This window comes from Sphingopyxis terrae subsp. terrae NBRC 15098 (assembly GCF_001610975.1).
GTDB classification, from domain to species: domain Bacteria; phylum Pseudomonadota; class Alphaproteobacteria; order Sphingomonadales; family Sphingomonadaceae; genus Sphingopyxis; species Sphingopyxis terrae_A.
The window spans coordinates 1,078,272-1,095,380 of the sequence record NZ_CP013342.1 but is presented as its reverse complement, the minus strand read 5'-3'; the positions used below and the strand labels follow the sequence as shown (position 1 = coordinate 1,095,380).

The 17,109-nt window shown below is 66.6% G+C and carries 21 protein-coding genes; 10 read left to right on the top strand and 11 right to left on the bottom strand.

All coding sequences use genetic code 11. From position 1 onward, the window contains the following. The first annotated feature begins 6 nt into the window (after positions 1 to 6). Genes modA through phhA form a run of 4 tightly spaced genes read left to right on the top strand, consistent with a single transcriptional unit; the run spans position 7 to position 2,984 of the window. A complete protein-coding gene (gene modA / locus AOA14_RS05350) occupies positions 7 to 771 on the top strand; it encodes a molybdate ABC transporter substrate-binding protein (RefSeq protein WP_238929732.1) in 765 nt (254 codons plus the stop codon). Next, complete coding sequence (modB, locus tag AOA14_RS05345; protein WP_202988399.1) at positions 771 to 1,466, top strand: molybdate ABC transporter permease subunit; 696 nt, start codon at positions 771 to 773, stop codon at positions 1,464 to 1,466. Before modA ends, modB begins: the two co-directional genes overlap by 1 nt. Then, positions 1,456 to 2,076: a molybdenum ABC transporter ATP-binding protein gene (locus AOA14_RS05340; protein WP_062901059.1), complete on the top strand. Its 621-nt coding sequence runs from the start codon at positions 1,456 to 1,458 to the stop codon at positions 2,074 to 2,076. The genes modB and AOA14_RS05340 overlap by 11 nt, the downstream gene beginning before the upstream one ends. A gap of 38 nt (positions 2,077 to 2,114) precedes the next feature. Continuing rightward, complete coding sequence (gene phhA / locus AOA14_RS05335) at positions 2,115 to 2,984, top strand: phenylalanine 4-monooxygenase (RefSeq protein WP_062901058.1); 870 nt, start codon at positions 2,115 to 2,117, stop codon at positions 2,982 to 2,984. A gap of 3 nt (positions 2,985 to 2,987) precedes the next feature. Here the strand turns inward: phhA and AOA14_RS05330 are convergent, their stop codons facing one another. From AOA14_RS05330 to AOA14_RS05310, 5 genes are all read right to left on the bottom strand, one after another. After that, entirely contained in the window at positions 2,988 to 3,959 is a 972-nt protein-coding gene (locus tag AOA14_RS05330; RefSeq protein ID WP_062901057.1) for a 50S ribosomal protein L11 methyltransferase, read from the bottom strand. Next, positions 3,956 to 4,870: a subclass B3 metallo-beta-lactamase gene (bla, locus tag AOA14_RS05325; protein ID WP_062901056.1), complete on the bottom strand. Its 915-nt coding sequence runs from the start codon at positions 4,868 to 4,870 to the stop codon at positions 3,956 to 3,958. Before bla ends, AOA14_RS05330 begins: the two co-directional genes overlap by 4 nt. Then, positions 4,860 to 5,567, bottom strand: coding sequence for an SDR family NAD(P)-dependent oxidoreductase (locus AOA14_RS05320; protein WP_062901055.1), 708 nt, complete (start codon positions 5,565 to 5,567; stop codon positions 4,860 to 4,862). Before AOA14_RS05320 ends, bla begins: the two co-directional genes overlap by 11 nt. A gap of 51 nt (positions 5,568 to 5,618) precedes the next feature. Next, positions 5,619 to 6,971, bottom strand: coding sequence for a methyl-accepting chemotaxis protein (locus AOA14_RS05315; protein ID WP_062901054.1), 1,353 nt, complete (start codon positions 6,969 to 6,971; stop codon positions 5,619 to 5,621). A 128-nt stretch (positions 6,972 to 7,099) separates the two neighbouring features. Beyond that, entirely contained in the window at positions 7,100 to 7,573 is a 474-nt protein-coding gene (locus AOA14_RS05310) for an Lrp/AsnC family transcriptional regulator (RefSeq protein WP_202988398.1), read from the bottom strand. 158 nt (positions 7,574 to 7,731) lie between these two features. On the opposite strand from AOA14_RS05310, the gene ald reads away from it, so the two are divergent. The 5 genes from ald to sdhA all read left to right on the top strand — a co-directional run bounded on the left by ald (position 7,732) and on the right by sdhA (position 11,896). After that, on the top strand, positions 7,732 to 8,847 hold the full coding sequence (gene ald / locus AOA14_RS05305) for an alanine dehydrogenase (RefSeq protein ID WP_062901053.1): 1,116 nt from the start codon (positions 7,732 to 7,734) through the stop codon (positions 8,845 to 8,847). A 27-nt stretch (positions 8,848 to 8,874) separates the two neighbouring features. Continuing rightward, positions 8,875 to 9,105 carry a hypothetical protein gene (locus AOA14_RS05300; RefSeq protein WP_062901052.1) on the top strand — a complete coding sequence of 77 codons (231 nt, stop codon included), beginning with the start codon at positions 8,875 to 8,877 and terminating at the stop codon, positions 9,103 to 9,105. 146 nt (positions 9,106 to 9,251) lie between these two features. Next, positions 9,252 to 9,695 (top strand): succinate dehydrogenase, cytochrome b556 subunit, encoded by a 444-nt coding sequence (sdhC, locus tag AOA14_RS05295; RefSeq protein WP_062901051.1) that lies wholly within the window; start codon positions 9,252 to 9,254, stop codon positions 9,693 to 9,695. Continuing rightward, entirely contained in the window at positions 9,688 to 10,092 is a 405-nt protein-coding gene (gene sdhD, locus AOA14_RS05290; RefSeq protein WP_003042951.1) for a succinate dehydrogenase, hydrophobic membrane anchor protein, read from the top strand. The genes sdhC and sdhD overlap by 8 nt, the downstream gene beginning before the upstream one ends. 1 nt (position 10,093) lies before the next feature. Beyond that, positions 10,094 to 11,896, top strand: a complete 1,803-nt coding sequence (gene sdhA / locus AOA14_RS05285; protein WP_062901050.1) for a succinate dehydrogenase flavoprotein subunit — start codon at positions 10,094 to 10,096, stop codon at positions 11,894 to 11,896. A 50-nt stretch (positions 11,897 to 11,946) separates the two neighbouring features. On the opposite strand, the gene AOA14_RS05280 is transcribed toward sdhA, so the two are convergent. From AOA14_RS05280 to leuC, 5 genes are all read right to left on the bottom strand, one after another. Next, complete coding sequence (locus AOA14_RS05280) at positions 11,947 to 12,240, bottom strand: hypothetical protein (protein WP_234181134.1); 294 nt, start codon at positions 12,238 to 12,240, stop codon at positions 11,947 to 11,949. Between the two features lie 85 nt (positions 12,241 to 12,325). Next, positions 12,326 to 12,535, bottom strand: a complete 210-nt coding sequence (locus AOA14_RS05275) for a DUF167 domain-containing protein (RefSeq protein ID WP_320248640.1) — start codon at positions 12,533 to 12,535, stop codon at positions 12,326 to 12,328. 68 nt (positions 12,536 to 12,603) lie between these two features. Beyond that, a complete protein-coding gene (locus tag AOA14_RS05270) occupies positions 12,604 to 13,599 on the bottom strand; it encodes an NADPH:quinone oxidoreductase family protein (protein ID WP_062903020.1) in 996 nt (331 codons plus the stop codon). 27 nt (positions 13,600 to 13,626) lie between these two features. Beyond that, on the bottom strand, positions 13,627 to 14,223 hold the full coding sequence (gene leuD, locus AOA14_RS05265; protein WP_003042939.1) for a 3-isopropylmalate dehydratase small subunit: 597 nt from the start codon (positions 14,221 to 14,223) through the stop codon (positions 13,627 to 13,629). Continuing rightward, the gene (gene leuC / locus AOA14_RS05260; RefSeq protein ID WP_062901049.1) at positions 14,220 to 15,650 is read right to left on the bottom strand and encodes a 3-isopropylmalate dehydratase large subunit; all 1,431 of its coding nucleotides are present in this window, start codon (positions 15,648 to 15,650) and stop codon (positions 14,220 to 14,222) included. Before leuC ends, leuD begins: the two co-directional genes overlap by 4 nt. 135 nt (positions 15,651 to 15,785) lie before the next feature. Here leuC and AOA14_RS05255 point away from each other — a divergent pair, with 135 nt between their 5' ends. Then, on the top strand, positions 15,786 to 16,304 hold the full coding sequence (locus tag AOA14_RS05255; protein ID WP_062901048.1) for a sterol desaturase family protein: 519 nt from the start codon (positions 15,786 to 15,788) through the stop codon (positions 16,302 to 16,304). A 120-nt stretch (positions 16,305 to 16,424) separates the two neighbouring features. Here AOA14_RS05255 and AOA14_RS05250 read toward each other — a convergent pair whose 3' ends face one another. Beyond that, positions 16,425 to 17,105 carry a glutathione S-transferase family protein gene (locus tag AOA14_RS05250; RefSeq protein ID WP_062901047.1) on the bottom strand — a complete coding sequence of 227 codons (681 nt, stop codon included), beginning with the start codon at positions 17,103 to 17,105 and terminating at the stop codon, positions 16,425 to 16,427. Positions 17,106 to 17,109: the final 4 nt, after the last annotated feature.

The following is a 17,109-nucleotide window of genomic DNA, read 5'->3' as shown; positions in this document are numbered from 1 at the left end:
GCCGCCATGACGATCCTCCGGCGCCTGCTCCTCCTCCTTGTGCTGACCACCTTGGCGCCCATGGCGGCAGCGGCCGAGCGCGGCCCGCTGATCCTTGCGGCGGCCAGCCTTCAGGAATCGCTGACCGACGCCGCCGACGCGTGGGCGGCGCAGGGGCATGCGCGCCCCGTCCTGTCCTTCGCAGGGTCGTCGGCGCTCGCGCGGCAGATCATGGCGGGGGCGCCCGCCGACCTGTTCATCTCCGCCGACGAGCCCTGGATGGATGCCGTCGCCAAGGCGGGACTGCTGCGTCCCGGCACGCGCGCCAATCTGGTCGGCAACCGGCTCGTGCTGATCGCCCCCAAGGCGAGCAGGCTGCACCTTGCCCCCGCGCGCGGCTTCGCGCTGGCGCGCGCGCTCGGCGGCGGGCGGCTGGCGGTTGCCGATCCGAACGCGGTGCCCGCGGGCAAATATGCCAAGGCCGCGCTGACCGCGCTCGGCGTGTGGGGCGATGTGGCGAAAAAGCTCGCCCCGGCCGAGAATGTCCGCGCCGCACTGGCGCTCGTCGAACGCGGCGCCGCGCCGCTCGGCATCGTCTACGCCACCGATGCGCAGGCGTCGCACGCGGTGCGCGTCGTTGGCACCTTTCCGGCCGCCAGCCATCCGCCGATCCGTTATCCGCTGGCGCTGCTCAAGACGTCGCGCAGCGGCGAGGCCGCAGCGTTCCGCGCGTTCCTGTTGTCGCGGCAGGCGCGCGCGATCTTTGCGCGCCACGGCTTCACGGCGCCCTGATGCTGTCGGCCGAGGAGTGGGGGATTGTTGCGCTGTCGCTCAAGGTCGGCGGGGTCGCAGTGCTCGCGACGCTGCCGCTTGCCTTCGCGCTCGCCTGGGTGCTCGCGCGCTATCGCTTTCCGGGGCGGCTGCTGCTCGACGCGCTGGTCCATCTCCCGCTCGTCCTGCCGCCAGTCGTCACCGGCTGGCTGCTGCTTGTCGCCTTCGGCCCGCTCGGCCCGATCGGCAGCCGGCTGCAGGAGTGGCTCGGCGTCACGCTGATGTTCCGTTGGACCGGCGCCGCGCTGGCCGCCGCGATCATGGCGCTCCCGCTGATGGTACGCGCGATGCGCCTGTCGATCGAGGGGATCGACCGGCAGCTCGAAGGCGCGGCGCGGACGCTGGGGGCGGGGCGCTGGCACGCCTTCCGGACGGTCAGCCTGCCGCTCGCTCTGCCCGGCGTGCTGGCGGCGCTCGTGCTCGGCTTCGCCCGCTCGATCGGCGAGTTCGGCGCGACGATCACTTTCGTTTCCAATATTCCCGGCGAAACGCAGACGCTGCCGCTCGCCATCTATTCGGCGCTGCAGGTGCCGGGGGCGGAGGCGATGGTAACCCGGCTCGCGCTGCTGTCGGTCGCGCTGTCGCTCGGTGCGCTGATCCTGTCCGAGTGGCTGGTGCGGCGCACCCATGCCGAAAGGGCGCGGCATGGCGATTGATATCGACGTCGAAAGGCGCTTCGGCGCGAGCGTCATCGCGGCGCAGTTCACGGCCGAAGCCGGACTGACCGCGCTGTTCGGGCCTTCGGGGGTCGGCAAGACCAGCCTGCTCAACATGGTCGCCGGGCTGCTGCGCCCCGATCGCGGGCATATCCGTATCGGCGGACGGACATTGTTCGACGGCGCCACCGACCTGCCGCCCGAGGCGCGGCGCGTCGGCTATGTCTTCCAGGACGGGCGTCTCTTTCCGCATCGGCGCGTGAAGGCCAATCTCCTCTATGGCTGGCGTCTCACCGATCCGGCTAATCGCTGGATGACGCTGGATGAGGCCGCCGATTTCCTGGGCATCGGCCATTTGCTCGGTCGCTGGCCGCAAAGCCTGTCGGGCGGCGAGGCGCAGCGGGTCGCGATCGGCCGGGCCTTGCTCGCGGCGCCGCAAATCCTGTTGATGGACGAACCGCTGTCGTCGCTCGACGCGGCGCGGCGCGACGACATCATGACGGTGATCGAACGGATACGCGACGAGCTGAAAGTGCCGATCCTCTATGTCAGCCACGATCGGGCCGAGGTCGACCGGCTGGCAACGCAAATCGTCGAGGTCGGCAAATAAAGTTTCACTTGAAACCATATTGATGGTAGATTGCACGCATGGAAAGCCAGTTTACGCACGTCCACGATACGCCGCCGCCGGGCGCTGCGGCGGATTGGACGATATCGCAGGATTGGGACGCCTTTACCGCCGACGAGCATGCGATGTGGGACCGGCTGTTCGCGCGCCAGTCCGAGATGCTGCCGGGACGCGCCGCCGACGCCTTTCTGCGCGGGATCGACGTGCTCAAGCTCGAAAAGCCGGGCATCCCCGATTATCGCGAACTCAATGCGCGGCTGATGGCGGCGACGGGGTGGCAGGTCGTGGCGGTGCCGGGGCTTGTCCCCGATGACGTGTTTTTCGACCATCTGGCGAACCGGCGCTTCCCGGCGGGCAATTTCATCCGCACACCGCAGCAGCTCGACTATCTGCAGGAACCCGACGTCTTTCACGACGTGTTCGGCCATGTCCCGATGCTCGCCGACCCGATATTCGCCGATTATATGGTCGCTTATGGCGAAGGCGGCCTCAGGAGCCTGCAGTTCGACGCGCTGAAGCAGCTCGCGCGGCTCTATTGGTACACGGTCGAATTCGGGCTGATCCGCGAGAGCGGCGACCTGCGCATCTATGGCGCGGGGATCGTCTCGTCCTACGCCGAAAGCGTCTTCGCACTCGATTCGGACAGCCCCAACCGCATCGGTTTCGACCTCGCGCGCGTGATGCGCACCGATTACCGGATCGACGATTTCCAGCAGAATTATTTCGTGATCGATAGTCTGGACCAGCTTCTGGAGACGACGGTCAACACCGACTTTGCTCCGCTCTATGCCGCGAACGCCGCGCTGCCGCCGATCCCGATCGCCGACATCCTGCCGGACGATAGCGTCATCACCCGCGGCACGCAGGACTATGCGGCGGCGAAAGCCTGATTTTCACCAGCTCCCGAAGCTCGCGTCCGAGGGGCTGGCGCGGTGCAGGGCGCGTTCCTTGCGGCGGTAGCCGTAGCGCCGCCGCTTGGTGAGCAGCAGACAGGGCCATTCCGCGCTGCCCCCGCGCGCGGACAGGCGAAAGCCGTGCGCGCGATAGGCGGCGACTACGGGATCCATCTGGCGCGCGATCAGGCCGGCAAGAATGGCGCGGCCGCCGGGTGCGGTCGCAGCGGCAATGTCGGGAGCAAGAGTGATGAGCGGCCCGGCGAGAATATTGGCGATGACGAGGTCATAGGGCGCCCGGTGCCTTATGGCCGGATGGTCGGTCCCCGGCGCGACCGCCAGCGCGAGCCGGCCGCCGCCGCGGCCCAGTGGCACATCGTTGATCGCGGCATTGTCACGCGTGACGAATATGCTCGCCGGGTCGATGTCCGACGCGATGACGCGCGCGCGCGGCCATAGCGCCATGGCGGCGAAGGCGAGCAGGCCCGTGCCCGTCCCGATGTCGGCGATATTGCGCGGTGCGGCGCCCACGCGGTCGAGGCGGTCGAGCATCGCGAGGCAGCCCGCAGTGGTGTCGTGCCCGCCGGTGCCGAAGGCCTGGCTCGCATCGATCAGAAAGGATGTCGTGCCCGGCGGGACGCGGTCGGCATAGCTGCTGGTGTGGACGAAAAAGCGTCCGGCGCGCACCGGCTCGAGCCCCTGCTGCGACAGCGTGACCCAATCTTCTTCGGGCAATTCGGCGACGGTCGGCGCGACGCCCTTCGCGCTCGGGGCGAGCGATTGGATCAGCCGCAGCAGATCATCGCCCGGCGCGTCGTCCATATAGGCGTCGAGCTGCCACGTTCCGGCATCTTCGTCGATCTCGCGCGTCACGACGACCGGCGCTTCGGGGGCAGCATCCAGCGCAGGGATTTCACCCGACAGCGCTTCGGCCTCCGCACGCGTGCAGGGCAGCGAGACGATCCAGCTCATCGCGTCGCCGCCTCTTTCGCCAGCCGATCGTCGAGTCGCTTGCTTGCTGCCGCGGCATAAGCGGCGCAGCCATCGGCGCCGGCCAGCGGAGCCTCGCCCGCCAACCGCGCAAACAAATTGCTCGCGCCGGGATGCGGGGTGACCAGAATGTCGCACGGCAGCGTCGGCACCCTGGCAAAGGTCGCGCGCAGCATCGCGACATAGTCGGGATGGTCGCTGAAGCGGTAGCCGTCGGCCGAAATGGCGGTCAGGCTGTCGACATAGGCGATGGTGCGGCAGGCGGACCCTTCGCACGATTGCCACGTCCAGCTCGTGCTGCCCGGCGTGTGGCCGGGGGTTGCGTGGGCGGTGATCCGGATGTCGGCAAAGGCGAGCGGCTGTCCGTCGCGCAGGCGCTGTGCGACCGGCACGCCGGTGAAGCTATCGAGGGCGCCGCGCTGCGGATCGCGCGGGTCGGGGGTTCCGCTTTCGAGCTGCGGCGCGGCGTCGGCAAGCGCGATCACCGGCGCGCCGGTCGCGGCATGCAGCGCCGCGAGACCGCCGACATGATCGAAATGCTCATGGCTGGTCAGGATCGCGCGGATGCGTTTGGGATCGAAGCCCAGCGCACGGATATTGGCAAGGATCGCAGGCGCCGCTTCGGCGGTTGCGGCATCGATCAGGATCGGTCCGGCCGGTGCGTCGATGAGCAGCGCGGTGATGCCGCAGGTGCCGACATAATAAGTGTTGCCGAACAGCTTGGCCGGCGGCGCGGGATCGCTCCAGCCGTCGCGATCGGCGCAGGCGGCGGCGAGCGCCTTGCCCGTCGGGGCAGGAGGCGCCGCGGCCGGAGCGCTCGCCTGCGGCGCGCATCCGGCAAGCATCGGGGCAGCAAGCATCAGGGCGGCCAGGGCAAGACTTTTAGCGGACATAGCTGGCTCCATTGGCATCGAGGATCGCGCCGGTCATCGAGGGCGGCGCCTCGAGCGCGCACCAGCGCGCCATTTCGGCGATTTCCTCGGGGCTCGCCACGCGGCCCAGCGGGATGTCGGCGAGCAATGTGTCGCCGCCCCGGCTGGCGAGATAATCCTCGGCCATGCCGGTCATCGTGAAGCCCGGGCAAATGGCGAAGGCGAGGATGCCTTCATGAGCATAGCCGCGCGCAATCGTCTTGGTCATCGCGACCATGCCCGCCTTCGATGCTGCATAATGCCAATGCGCGGGACTGTCGCCGCGATAGGCGGCGCGGCTGGCGATGTTGACGATCCGGCCATGGCTCGTGTCGCCTGCCGCCCGGCGCGCCTGCCAGTGCTGCACCGCGCGGCGGCACAGCTGCGCGGCGGCGGTCAGGTTGATCTGGAGGGTCCGGTTCCAGCTTTCGAGCCAGTCGGCATCGCTGCTGTCGATCGGATTCGCTTCGAAAACGCCGGCATTATTGACGAGCACGTCGATCCGGCCGTCGAGCCGGTCGAGGCTTTTGGCCCATAGTTGGTCCGCAATCGCAGGGTCGCCAAGGTCGCCGTCGGCGCTCGACAGCGCGGCGACCTTCGCCGCGTCGGTCGCAAGCGCGTCGGCGATGGCCGCACCGATGCCGCGGCTCGCGCCGGTAATCAGGATGTGGGTTTTCATCCCCCCGCCTTAGGCGAGCGGCGGGCCGCTTGCCAAGCAGGGCGCGACGGATCAGGCGACGCGGCGGCTGAATTCGCTCGCGGCGGTTTCCAGTGCCTGCAGCCGCTCGCCCATCTTGGAAAATTCCTGGCTGAGCACGCTGATTTCGCTGGCGACGGTGCCCGAATCGTTGCGGATGCTGGCGATGGTCGACGACATGCTGTCGGCCGCGAGCGCGGTTTCGTCGACGGCGGCGGTGATCGAGGTGACCGTCTGCGCCTGCGCGTCCATCGCATCGCGAATTCGCTGCGCCGACTGCTGCACCTCGATGATCGTCTGCTGGATCGACTGGTTCGCCGCGACCGACCCGCGCGTTGCCTGCTGGATCGCGGTGATCTTGCCCGCAATATCGTCGGTCGCGCGCGCGGTTTCGTTGGCGAGGCTCTTCACTTCCTGCGCGACGACGGCAAAGCCGCGGCCCGATTCGCCCGCGCGCGCCGCCTCGATCGTAGCGTTGAGCGCGAGGAGGTTGGTCTGGCCCGCAATTTCGCGGATCAGGCCCAGAATGGATTCGATCGATTCGGCGTGACGCGACAGCGCGTCGGACATGGCCACCGCTTCGCCCGCCTGTTCGGAGGCGCGCGTCGCGACGCTGGCCGATGCTTCGACCTCGGTGCGGGCATCCTCGATCGCGCGGATCAGCCCGGCGGCGGTCGATGCGGCTTCGCGCATCGCCATCGCCGATTGCTCGGACGCCGCGGCGACTTCGCTCGTCTTGGCGATCATGCCGCGCGCGGCATGATCGGCCGATGTGGCCTGTTTGGCGAGCTGCTGGCGCACCCCGTCGCTGTCCTGGACCAGCGAGGCGATCGAGCGGTCGAAATCGCTCGCCAGCGCCTGTCGCTCCTGCGAGATCGCTGCGCGGTCGAGCTTTTCGGCATAGGCGAGCATGATGTCCATTTCGAGCAGCGCGAGACGGTTGATCGCCGCGGTCAGGCGCGTCTGGCGCGCCGTGTCGCCGGCGCACGCCTCGATCACATAATGGATGGCGAGCTTGTGGCTTTCGCCGATGCACGACAGCACGGTCGCGATCGGCAGGCCGACGCGCAGCGCCATATGGGTGTTCTGGCACGCAATGGTCGCGGCCTCCTGCCCCCCGGCGTCGGCATATTTGGTCTGCATGTGCCGCGCGCTGCCGCGAATATAGGATTCAAGCAGTTCACCCTCGATCTTGCGGGTGACGATGGGCAGCGCGTTGAAGGCATCCCAATAGGCGGTCGCCAGCTGCGTCTCCAGCCCCGACAGGATCATGTGCACTTCGGCCCCGTCGGCGGCGAGCCGGCCGTCGAGGTCATAGGTCGGGAAGCGATCGGCCATCAGAACGGGCTCGATTTGCTGCTTATGAATCGGATTTTCCTTCACCATGATCCTGTTCCCTTGCCGACCCCGGGACGCGCAGGTCTGTCGCCCGCCATCATCCCAAACTGCGTCTGCCGGATATGGAAGGAAATTGGTAAATTCACCGTTAACCAGCGCGGCCGGTTTCGCTCGGTTCAGCGGCGCTCGGTGGGTTGGACGGGATAGCCTTCGAAGCCCTTTATGGTGCGCAGGGCAAAGGCGCTGTGCATCGCGGCGACACCGGGAAGGCGCGACAGGCAGTGGCGGTGCAGCCGGTCGAAATCGGCGACATTGCGCGCGGCGACGCGCAGCCGATAGTCGGACGCGCCTGACAGCAATTGGCACTCGAGGATTTCGTCGAAGCTTTTGACCGCGCTTTCGAAAGCGGTGAGCGCCTCTTCGCTCTGCGAGGTCAGGCTGATGTCGACGAACACGTCGAGACCGAGGCCGATCGTGTCGGGGGCGATGCGCGCGGCATAGCCGGTGATGATCCCCGCCGCCTCCATCGCGCGGATGCGGCGATGGCAGGCGGAGGCCGAAAGTCCGATCCGTTCGCCCAGTTCAGCGACGGGTTTTGGCCCCTCGCGCTGCAACAGGTTGAGCAGCTTTGCATCGATTCGATCGATCATGTCGCGTGTCTATCCAGAAAGACGCAAAAATATTGCGTGTTTATCGTCATGCGAACGATAGTTTGCAAGCAAATCCCGCCGATACGCTGTTATGTTTGCCCGAAGGCTTCGGATAGGCGAAAATGCGCGCGTCCGTTCCGGCAAATCGGAGAGACAGCATGATCATCGGCACCCCCAAGGAAATCAAGAATCACGAATATCGCGTCGGCCTGACGCCCGAGAGCGCCCGCGAACTGGTGGCACATGGTCACCGCGTCCTCGTCCAGACCGGCGCGGGCGAGGGCATTGGCGCTCACGACCGCTTCTATGTCGAGGCGGGCGCCGAGATCGTCGACAGCGCCGAAGAAATTTTCGCGAGCTGCGAAATGGTCGTGAAGGTCAAGGAGCCGCAGGCGGTCGAGCGCGCGATGCTGCGCGAAGGCCAGATTCTCTATACCTATCTCCACCTTGCGCCCGATCCCGAGCAGACGCGCGATCTGATGAAATCGGGCGCGGTGTGCATCGCCTATGAAACCGTGACCAGCCCGCATGGCGGCCTGCCGCTCCTGAAGCCCATGAGCCAGGTCGCGGGGCGCATGTCGATCCAGGCCGGCGCGACCGCGCTTGAAAAGGCGCATGGCGGCCGCGGCGTGCTGCTCGGCGGCGTGCCGGGCGTGGCGCCGGGCAAAATCTGCGTGATCGGCGGCGGCGTCGTCGGCTTCAACGCGGCGCAGATGGCGGCGGGGCTGGGCGCCGACGTCACGATCCTCGATCGCGATCCCGAAGTGCTCGAACGCGTCGGCACCTTTTTCGAAGCGCGCGCGAAGACCCGCTTTTCGAACCGCGCGAACCTTGCCGAATGCGTCGCCGAGGCCGATCTGGTCATCGGCGCGGTGCTGATCCCCGGCGCCGAAGCGCCGAAGCTCGTCACGCGCGACATGCTGAAGACGATGCGCCCCGGATCGGTCCTCGTCGACGTCGCGATCGACCAGGGCGGCTGTTTCGAGACGAGCCATGCGACGACGCACGCCGATCCGACCTATGTCGTCGACGGCATCGTCCATTATGCGGTCGCCAACATGCCCGGCGCCGTCGCGCGCACGAGCACCTATGCGCTCAACAATGTCACCCTGCCGCACGCGCTGCGCATCGCCGACCTCGGCTGGAAAGAAGCGCTGCGCCGCGACATGCATCTTTCGCAGGGCCTGAACGTATGGAATGGTAAGGTGACGTTCGAAGCCGTAGCCGAAGCGGTGGGAACGGACTATGTGCCTGTCGAGCAGGCACTCGCCTGACGCCAGACCATAGGATCAAGAGAGACGATGACCGAGCAAGTGCCGCCTCCCCCGCAGGACGAAGAAGAAAATGAAGTGCTGCGCGCCGCGCGCGAGCAGCAGGCCCAGAAGGAAGCCGCCGAGGCGACCGAGGCGGCCGACCGGGAGGCGGCGAAAGGCGCCCGCAAGATCGGCTGGAAGACGGCGGCGGGGATCGGCGTCGGTTCGGCCGCAGTGCTTGCGGCGCTGCTCTACGCGAACCGCGACAAGATCAAATAAGGCGCGTCGGCCCCGGACGATCCTTCGATCGCGGGGCCGGCTGCCTGCGATTTCTTGCCTCCATCGCCCCCTAAGCAATTGCATATCGTGCGCGCGGCGCTAAACCGGCGCCCATCGACCGACTAGAGTCACGGAATGGGGCTGATATGGCTGGCAAAGAACCGAGCGGGCGTCCGCTCTCGCCGCACCTCCAGGTGTATAAATGGGGGCCGCACATGGCGGTCTCGATCTTTCACCGCGTCAGCGGTGACGGGCTGGCCATCGTCGGTGCGCTGATGTTTCTCGGCTGGCTCGGCGCGATCGCGGCGGGCCCCGAGGCCTATGCGGCCTTCGTCGCCTGCGTCTGGCACGACCCTGCGGGCGGCGGCGTGCATCAGGTCACCAATATTCTGGGCAAGATCGTGCTCGTCGGTCTGACCTGGGCCTTTTTCCAGCATCTGTTTTCGGGGCTGCGCCACTTCGTCCTCGATACCGGCGCGGGTTATGAACTCAAGGCCAACAAGCTCTGGTCGACCGTCGTGATCGTGGGCGCGATCCTCGCGACCGCCGCGACCTGGCTCTATATCGCCAAGGAGGCGCTCAATGGGTAACGGAACGCCTCTCGGCCGGGTTCGCGGACTTGGCGCTTCGCACCACGGTACCGGCCACTGGCTGCAGCAGCGGCTGACCGCGCTCGGCAATGTGCTGCTCGTCACCTGGTTCGTCGTCTCGCTGCTCCGCTTGCCGCTCGGCGACCATGCCGCGCTGATGCAGTGGGCGTCGAAGCCGATGGTCGCCTTTGCGCTGATCCTGCTCGTGGTCAGCGTCTTCTGGCACCTGCGCCTCGGGCTGCAGGTGCTGATCGAGGATTATGTCCACGGCGAAGCGACGCGTCTGCTGTCGATCGTCCTGTTGAATTTCTATGCGTTCGGCGGCGCGGCCTATGGCATTTTCGCGATCGTGCGCATCGCGCTGGCGCCCGCCGCGCTCGGCCCGGGGGGCATGTGATATGACCGAAGCCTACAAGATCATCGACCACACCTATGATACCGTCGTCGTCGGCGCCGGCGGTTCGGGCCTGCGCGCCACGATGGGCAGCGCCGAGGCCGGCCTGCGCACCGCCTGCATCACCAAGGTGTTCCCGACGCGCAGTCATACCGTTGCGGCGCAGGGCGGCATTGCCGCCAGCCTCGGCAACAACAGCCCCGACCATTGGCAGTGGCATATGTACGACACCGTCAAGGGTTCCGACTGGCTGGGCGACCAGGACGCGATCGAATATATGGTGCGCGAGGCGCCCGCCGCGGTCTACGAACTCGAACATGCCGGCGTGCCCTTTTCGCGCAACGCCAATGGCACCATCTATCAGCGCCCGTTCGGCGGCCATATGCAGAATATGGGTGAAGGCCCGCCGGTGCAGCGCACCTGCGCCGCCGCCGACCGCACCGGTCACGCGATGCTCCACGCGCTCTATCAGCAGAGCCTGAAGTATGACGCGGACTTCTTCATCGAATATTTCGCGCTCGACCTGATCATGGAAGACGGCGTGTGCCGCGGCGTGATCGCGCTGTGCATGGAAGACGGCAGCATCCACCGCTTCCGCAGCCAGGCGGTCGTGCTCGCGACCGGCGGCTATGGCCGCTGCTATTTCACCGCCACCTCGGCGCATACCTGCACCGGCGACGGCGGCGGGATGGTGCTGCGCGCGGGCCTGCCGCTCCAGGACATGGAGTTCGTCCAGTTCCACCCGACCGGCATTTACGGTGCGGGCGTCCTCATCACCGAGGGCGCGCGCGGCGAGGGCGGCTATCTCACCAACTCCGAGGGCGAGCGCTTCATGGAACGCTATGCCCCCTCGGCGAAGGATCTGGCGTCGCGCGACGTCGTGTCGCGTTCGATGGCGCTCGAAATCCGCGAAGGCCGCGGCGTCGGTCCGCACAAGGACCATATCTTCCTGCACCTCGATCATATCGATCCCGCGGTGCTGGCGGAGCGTCTGCCGGGCATCACCGAAAGCGGCAAGATTTTCGCGGGCGTCGACCTGACGCGCCAGCCGCTGCCGGTCGTGCCGACGGTCCATTACAATATGGGCGGCATTCCCTGTAACTATCATGGCGAAGTCGTGACGCTGAAGGACGGCAACCCCGATGCGGTCGTCCCCGGTCTGTTCGCGGTCGGCGAGGCGGCGTGCGTGTCGGTCCATGGCGCGAACCGCCTTGGCTCGAACAGCCTGATCGACCTGGTCGTTTTCGGACGCGCGACGGGGCACCGGCTCAAGGAAATCGTCGCGCCCGGCGCCGCGCAGCCTGCGCTGCCCAAGGACAGCGCCGACCTCGCGCTTGGCCGCCTTGACCATTTCCGCAATGCGAGCGGCGATTCGCCGACCGCCGAAATCCGCACGGAGATGCAGCGCGCGATGTCTCAGCACGCGGCGGTTTTCCGCACCGACGAGCTGATGGCCGAGGGCAAGGACAAGCTTGCCAAGACCTATGAGCGCATGAACGACGTCCATGTCGCCGACCGCAGCCTGATCTGGAACACCGACCTCGTCGAAACGCTCGAGCTCGACAATCTGATCGCGCAGGCGACGGTGACGATGCATTCGGCGTTCAACCGCAAGGAAAGCCGCGGCGCCCACGCGCACGAGGATTTCCCGAACCGCGACGATGCGAACTGGATGAAGCACACGATCAGCTGGTTCGACGGCTGGGGCGGCAAGGACGGCAAGGTGACGCTCGATTACCGCCCGGTCCACGAATATACGCTGACCGACGATGCCGAATATATCAAGCCGAAGGCGCGCGTTTACTGAGGAAGCGTTTGTGACCGGGCGCCTTCGGGTGCCCGGATCGGCCGCTCGGCCTATTTGCCCAGGATATTGTCGATCGGATTGAGGTCGGAAAAGGGCCTGTCGACCTGCAGGCCCATCAGCCACAATTTGTAGCAGGCAACCGCGAAGAACATCAGCGCGATCGTCCACACGATGATCGTCTTGATGATGCGCCAGCGCTTTTCTTCATAGGCGGCGCGCGCGCGCGCCTTGTGATCGATGCCGAGTTCGCCCTCGAACTCGGCAATCAACTGCGCACGGCGAGTCCGCGAAATATTCGCAAGGCTCATCGCCTGCCCATCACTGGCCGAACGGGGGTCCGCCATCGTTGATCCCTGAATCCCAATAGTCCTGCATTGAACGATAGGGGGGAGCCCCTGATAAATGGTTAAGCGGGGCCTTGCTTTGCGATCAGTCGAGCGCGACCGCGACCAGTTTTATCCGCGCCGTTGCGCCGCGCAGCAGCGTCAGATCGCGGCGTGGCCGGCCGAGCGCGGCCGCGAGCAGGCGCAGCACCGCCTCGTTGGCGGCGCCGTCGGCGGGCGGGGCGGTGACGCGCAGCAAAACGGCGCCGGCATCGATCCGTACCTCGTCGCGCCCCGCGCCGGGCGTCACGCGCACCTCGATCCGGCCGGTCGGCCGCGCCAGTGCGACGAGCGCCTCGGTCAGCGCGGGATCGGGGCGATATTTCAGATCGTCACGACCAGCTTGCCGACCGCGCTGCGGTCGCCCAGCTTGGCGATCGCCTTGCCGCCATCGGCCAGCGCGAAGCGTTCGGTGACGCGCGGGCTGATCTTGCCCTGTTCCCAAAGCTGGAACAGGCGCGCGATATTGGCGCGGTTGCGCTGCGGCTCGCGGGCGGCGAAGGCCCCCCAGAAAACACCGGCGACGTCACAGCTCTTGAGCAGGGTCAGGTTGAGCGGCAGGCGCGGAATGCCCGCGGGGAAGCCGACAACGAGGTAGCGTCCTTCCCATGCGATCGAGCGCAGCGCCGGTTCGCAATAATCGCCGCCGACCGCATCGTAGATCACATTGGCGCCGTCGCCGCCGACCGCCGCCTTGAACGTGTTGGCGAGCGCCTTCGAGGCCTCCTTGTCGAACGGCTGATAGCCATAGACGACGACTTCGTCGGCGCCGGCCTGACGTGCGATGTCGGCCTTTGCCTCGCTCGATACGCCGGCGACGACGCGCGCGCCGAATGCCTTGCCCAGTTCGACCGCGGCAATGCCGACTCCGCCCGAGGCGCCAAGGACGAGCAGCGTATCGCCTTCCTCGATATGGCCGCGATCGACCAGCGCATGAATGCTGGTGCCATAGGTCATCAGGAGCGCCGCGCCTTCGGCAAAGTCGCGCCCTTCGGGCAGCGGATAGCTATTGGCGGCATTGACCAGCGCCGCCTCGGCCATGCCGCCGTTGCCGCACGCCGCAATCACCCGGTCGCCGACCTTGAAATCGGTCACGCCTTCGCCGACCTCGGCCACGATGCCCGCGACCTCGCCGCCCGGGGCGAAGGGGCGCTGCGGCTTGAACTGATATTTATCCTCGATGATGAGCACGTCGGGGAAGTTGACCGCGCAGGCCTTCACATCGACGACCATCTGCCCTTTGCCGGGGGTGGGGCGCGCAACCTCGCCCAGTTCGAGCGTTTCGGGGCCGCCGGTCGCGGTCGACAGAAGAGCCTTCATCATCGTCTCCTTTTCCTGTTTCGTTGGTTATTCGGTGAGCGCGGGCTGCAGCCAGGGCCGCTCGGCCGCCAGTTTTGCCTCATAAGCGTCGATCGCCCCGCCGCTCTTTTCGGTGAGCGAGATCTCGTCGAGACCGCCGAGCAGGCACATCTTGCGGAACGGGTCGATTTCGAAGGTGAAGCGATCCTGAAAGGGCGTCGTCACCGTCTGCGTGTCGAGGTCGACGTGAATCGGATCGGTTGCCGCGACCTCGATCAGCCGGTCGACCGCCGCCTGCGGCAGCACCACGGGCAAGATGCCGTTCTTGACCGCATTGCCCGAGAAGATGTCGGAATAGCTGGGCGCGATGACGACGCGGATGCCAAGGTCGCCGAGCGCCCAGGCGGCATGTTCGCGGCTCGACCCGCAGCCGAAATTGTCGCCCGCGATCAGGATCGGAGCGCCCTTGTTCTCGGGGCGGTCGAACAGATTGTCGGGATCGGCGCGCAGGCTTTCGAACGCGCCGCGGCCCATGCCTTCGCGGCTCGTGGTCTTGAGCCAGTGCGCGGGAATGATGACGTCGGTATCGACATTCTTGAGCCCGAGCGGAATCGCGCGGCCTTCGACCTTTTCCAGTGGGGTCATGCCATCAACTCCCGCACGTCGGTGAGCTTGCCGGTCACCGCCGCCGCCGCCGCCATGGCGGGGCTCACAAGATGCGTGCGGCTGCCCGGACCCTGACGGCCGACGAAATTGCGGTTGCTAGTCGATGCGCAGCGTTCGCCTGCGGGCACTTTGTCGGGGTTCATCGCAAGGCACGCCGAACAGCCCGGCTCGCGCCATTCGAGCCCTGCGTCGATGAAGATGCGGTCGAGCCCTTCGGCTTCGGCCTGCGCCTTTACCAGGCCCGATCCCGGAACGACGATCGCCCAGCGGACATTGTCGGCCTTTTTGCGGCCCTTGATGACCGCAGCGGCAGCGCGCATGTCCTCGATCCGGCTGTTGGTGCAACTGCCGATGAAGATGTTCTCGATCGCGACGTCCTGCATCCGCGTGCCGGGTTCGAGGCCCATATAGGCAAGCGATTTGGCGGCGGCGGCCTGTTTCGACGGGTCGGCAAAGCTGGCAGGATCGGGAACGATGCCGGTGATCGGCACCACGTCCTCGGGGCTGGTTCCCCAGGTAACGCTCGGTGCAATGTCGGCAGCGTCAATGACGACGGTCTTGTCATAGCTGGCGCCCGGATCGGTCGCGAGGCTGCGCCAATAGGCGACCGCAGCCTCCCAGTCGGCCCCCTTCGGCGCGTAGGGGCGGCCCTTCAGATAAGCGAAGGTGACATCGTCGGGTGCGATCAGGCCAGCGCGGGCGCCGCCCTCGATTGCCATGTTACTCACAGTCAGACGGCCCTCGATGCTGAGGCCGCGAATCGCGCTGCCGGTATATTCGATGACGTGGCCGGTGCCGCCAGCAGCGCCGATCACGCCGGTGATGTGAAGGATGATGTCCTTCGCGCTGACGCCGGGCCCGACATCACCCTCGACGCGCACTTCCATCGTCTTTGCGGGCTGGAGCAGCAATGTCTGCGTCGCCAGCACATGCTCGACCTCGCTCGTTCCGATGCCGAAGGCGAGCGCGCCGATGCCGCCGTGACAGGCGGTGTGGCTGTCGCCGCAGACGATCGTCGTGCCGGGCAGGGAGAAGCCCTGTTCGGGGCCGACGACATGGACGATACCCTGCTCGGGCGCCACCGCGTCGATGTAGCGGATGCCATATTCGGGTGCGTTCTTTTCGAGCGCCGCCAATTGCGCCGCGCTTTCGGGGTCGGCGATCGGCAGCCGATTGCCTGCCGCATCGCGCCGCGCCGTCGTCGGCAGATTATGATCGGGAACCGCCAGCGTCAGGTCGGGACGGCGCACCGTACGGCCGCTCGCGCGAAGCCCGGCGAAGGCTTGCGGACTGGTGACTTCATGGACGAGGTGGCGGTCGATGAAGATCAGGCAGGTACCGTCGGGGCGCTGTTCGACGACGTGCGCGTCCCAGATTTTCTCATAAAGCGTGCGGGGCCGAGTCATGCGGGTTCACTTACGCTGCCCACACAACTTTGCAAGCGAGTGGCGATCAAAAACGCAATTTTCGGTCGCCGATACCCATAGCGGGGAGTGAGGAGATGATGGCGCGGCTGCCTTAACCGGCCTATACTCTCCCCCATGTCGACGCTCGCCATCATCGCCCTTGTCCTTGCCACCGTCATCGCGATGGAGGGCGTCGCCTGGGCAAGCCACAAATATATCATGCACGGCTTCGGCTGGGGTTGGCACCGCGACCATCACGAACCGCACGGGCGTCGGCTGGAGAAGAACGACCTGTTCGCCATCGTCGGGGCCGCGATGAGCATTTCGATGTTCGCGATCGGTAGCCCGATGATCTTCGGTGCGGCGGCGTGGGAACCAGGAACGTGGATCGGCCTCGGTATCCTTTGCTATGGCATCATCTATACGCTGGTGCATGACGGGCTGGTCCATCAGCGCTATTTCCGCTGGGTACCGCGGCGCGGCTATGCCAAGCGGCTGGTGCAGGCGCACAAGCTGCACCATGCGACGATCGGCAAGGAAGGCGGGGTCAGCTTCGGCTTCGTCTTCGCGCGCGACCCGGCCAGGCTGAAGGCCGAATTGAAGGCGCAGCGTGAAGCAGGCGTCGCCGTGGTGCGCGAGGCGCTGGCGGACTGAACCTCGTCATTGCGAGGAGCGAAGCGACCAAGCAACTTCCGGCTGGCGGCGTTAAATTCCGATCGCTGGAGATTGCTTCCCCCGGCTTTCGCCGGGGTCGCAATGACGAAGGAGGAGGGCTCAGGCGGTCCGGTAATCCGCCGTAATTACCCCGGCTGCTGCCAGCTCGGCTTCGTGGCTTTCTTCGCGCCACTCTTCGGCGAGCGCCTGCCGCTCCCATTCGCGCATGGCGGGGTGCGCCAGCATATGGTCGACCCACGCCTGTCCCGCGCCGACGTCGAGGCCGTAAGTGCGGATGCGAAAGGCGACCGGTGCGAAAAAGGCGTCGGCGGCCGAGAAGTCGGCGCCGGCGAGCCATGGGCCGCCGAACTTCGTCAAACCTTCCTCGAACAGCTCGCGGATGCGCGCGACATTGGCGGTGAGGGCGTCCGACATCGGCTTGGGCGTCACGCGGACGCCGACGTTCATCGTGCAATCGTTGCGAAGCGCGGCAAAGCCGCTGTGCATTTCCGCCACCGCGCATTGCGCCCAGGCGCGTGCGTCGGGATCGTCGGGCCAGACGCCATCGTGCCGGTCGGCGAGATAAAGCGTAATGCCGAGCGAGTCGTAGACGGTGCGCCCCTCGTGGAGCAGCGCCGGAACCTGACCAGTCGGCGAAAAGCTGCGGAAGGCGTCGTAATTGACGGGTTTGGCGAAAGGCTCGACGCGATCCTCGAAGCCGATGCCGAGCCCTTTCATCAGCATCCACGGGCGCAGCGACCAGCTCGAATAATTGCGGTTGGCGGTGATCAGCACATACATGCGT

Excerpts from the sequence above, each read along its gene's own strand:
- modA (WP_238929732.1), top strand. The coding sequence starts at position 7 with ATGACGATCCTCCGGCGCCTGCTCCTCCTCCTTGTGCTGACCACCTTG.
- phhA (WP_062901058.1), top strand. The coding sequence starts at position 2,115 with ATGGAAAGCCAGTTTACGCACGTCCACGATACGCCGCCGCCGGGCGCT.
- AOA14_RS05270 (WP_062903020.1), bottom strand. The coding sequence starts at position 13,599 with ATGAAGGCTCTTCTGTCGACCGCGACCGGCGGCCCCGAAACGCTCGAA.
- sdhA (WP_062901050.1), top strand. The coding sequence starts at position 10,094 with ATGACCGAAGCCTACAAGATCATCGACCACACCTATGATACCGTCGTC.
- ald (WP_062901053.1), top strand. The coding sequence starts at position 7,732 with ATGATCATCGGCACCCCCAAGGAAATCAAGAATCACGAATATCGCGTC.
- AOA14_RS05255 (WP_062901048.1), top strand. The coding sequence starts at position 15,786 with ATGTCGACGCTCGCCATCATCGCCCTTGTCCTTGCCACCGTCATCGCG.
- leuC (WP_062901049.1), bottom strand. The coding sequence starts at position 15,650 with ATGACTCGGCCCCGCACGCTTTATGAGAAAATCTGGGACGCGCACGTC.
- sdhD (WP_003042951.1), top strand. The coding sequence starts at position 9,688 with ATGGGTAACGGAACGCCTCTCGGCCGGGTTCGCGGACTTGGCGCTTCG.
- modB (WP_202988399.1), top strand. The coding sequence starts at position 771 with ATGCTGTCGGCCGAGGAGTGGGGGATTGTTGCGCTGTCGCTCAAGGTC.
- AOA14_RS05320 (WP_062901055.1), bottom strand. The coding sequence starts at position 5,567 with ATGAAAACCCACATCCTGATTACCGGCGCGAGCCGCGGCATCGGTGCG.
- AOA14_RS05280 (WP_234181134.1), bottom strand. The coding sequence starts at position 12,240 with ATGGCGGACCCCCGTTCGGCCAGTGATGGGCAGGCGATGAGCCTTGCG.
- leuD (WP_003042939.1), bottom strand. The coding sequence starts at position 14,223 with ATGACCCCACTGGAAAAGGTCGAAGGCCGCGCGATTCCGCTCGGGCTC.
- bla (WP_062901056.1), bottom strand. The coding sequence starts at position 4,870 with ATGTCCGCTAAAAGTCTTGCCCTGGCCGCCCTGATGCTTGCTGCCCCG.
- AOA14_RS05340 (WP_062901059.1), top strand. The coding sequence starts at position 1,456 with ATGGCGATTGATATCGACGTCGAAAGGCGCTTCGGCGCGAGCGTCATC.
- AOA14_RS05330 (WP_062901057.1), bottom strand. The coding sequence starts at position 3,959 with ATGAGCTGGATCGTCTCGCTGCCCTGCACGCGTGCGGAGGCCGAAGCG.
- AOA14_RS05310 (WP_202988398.1), bottom strand. The coding sequence starts at position 7,573 with ATGATCGATCGAATCGATGCAAAGCTGCTCAACCTGTTGCAGCGCGAG.
- AOA14_RS05250 (WP_062901047.1), bottom strand. The coding sequence starts at position 17,105 with ATGTATGTGCTGATCACCGCCAACCGCAATTATTCGAGCTGGTCGCTG.
- AOA14_RS05315 (WP_062901054.1), bottom strand. The coding sequence starts at position 6,971 with ATGGTGAAGGAAAATCCGATTCATAAGCAGCAAATCGAGCCCGTTCTG.
- AOA14_RS05300 (WP_062901052.1), top strand. The coding sequence starts at position 8,875 with ATGACCGAGCAAGTGCCGCCTCCCCCGCAGGACGAAGAAGAAAATGAA.
- sdhC (WP_062901051.1), top strand. The coding sequence starts at position 9,252 with ATGGCTGGCAAAGAACCGAGCGGGCGTCCGCTCTCGCCGCACCTCCAG.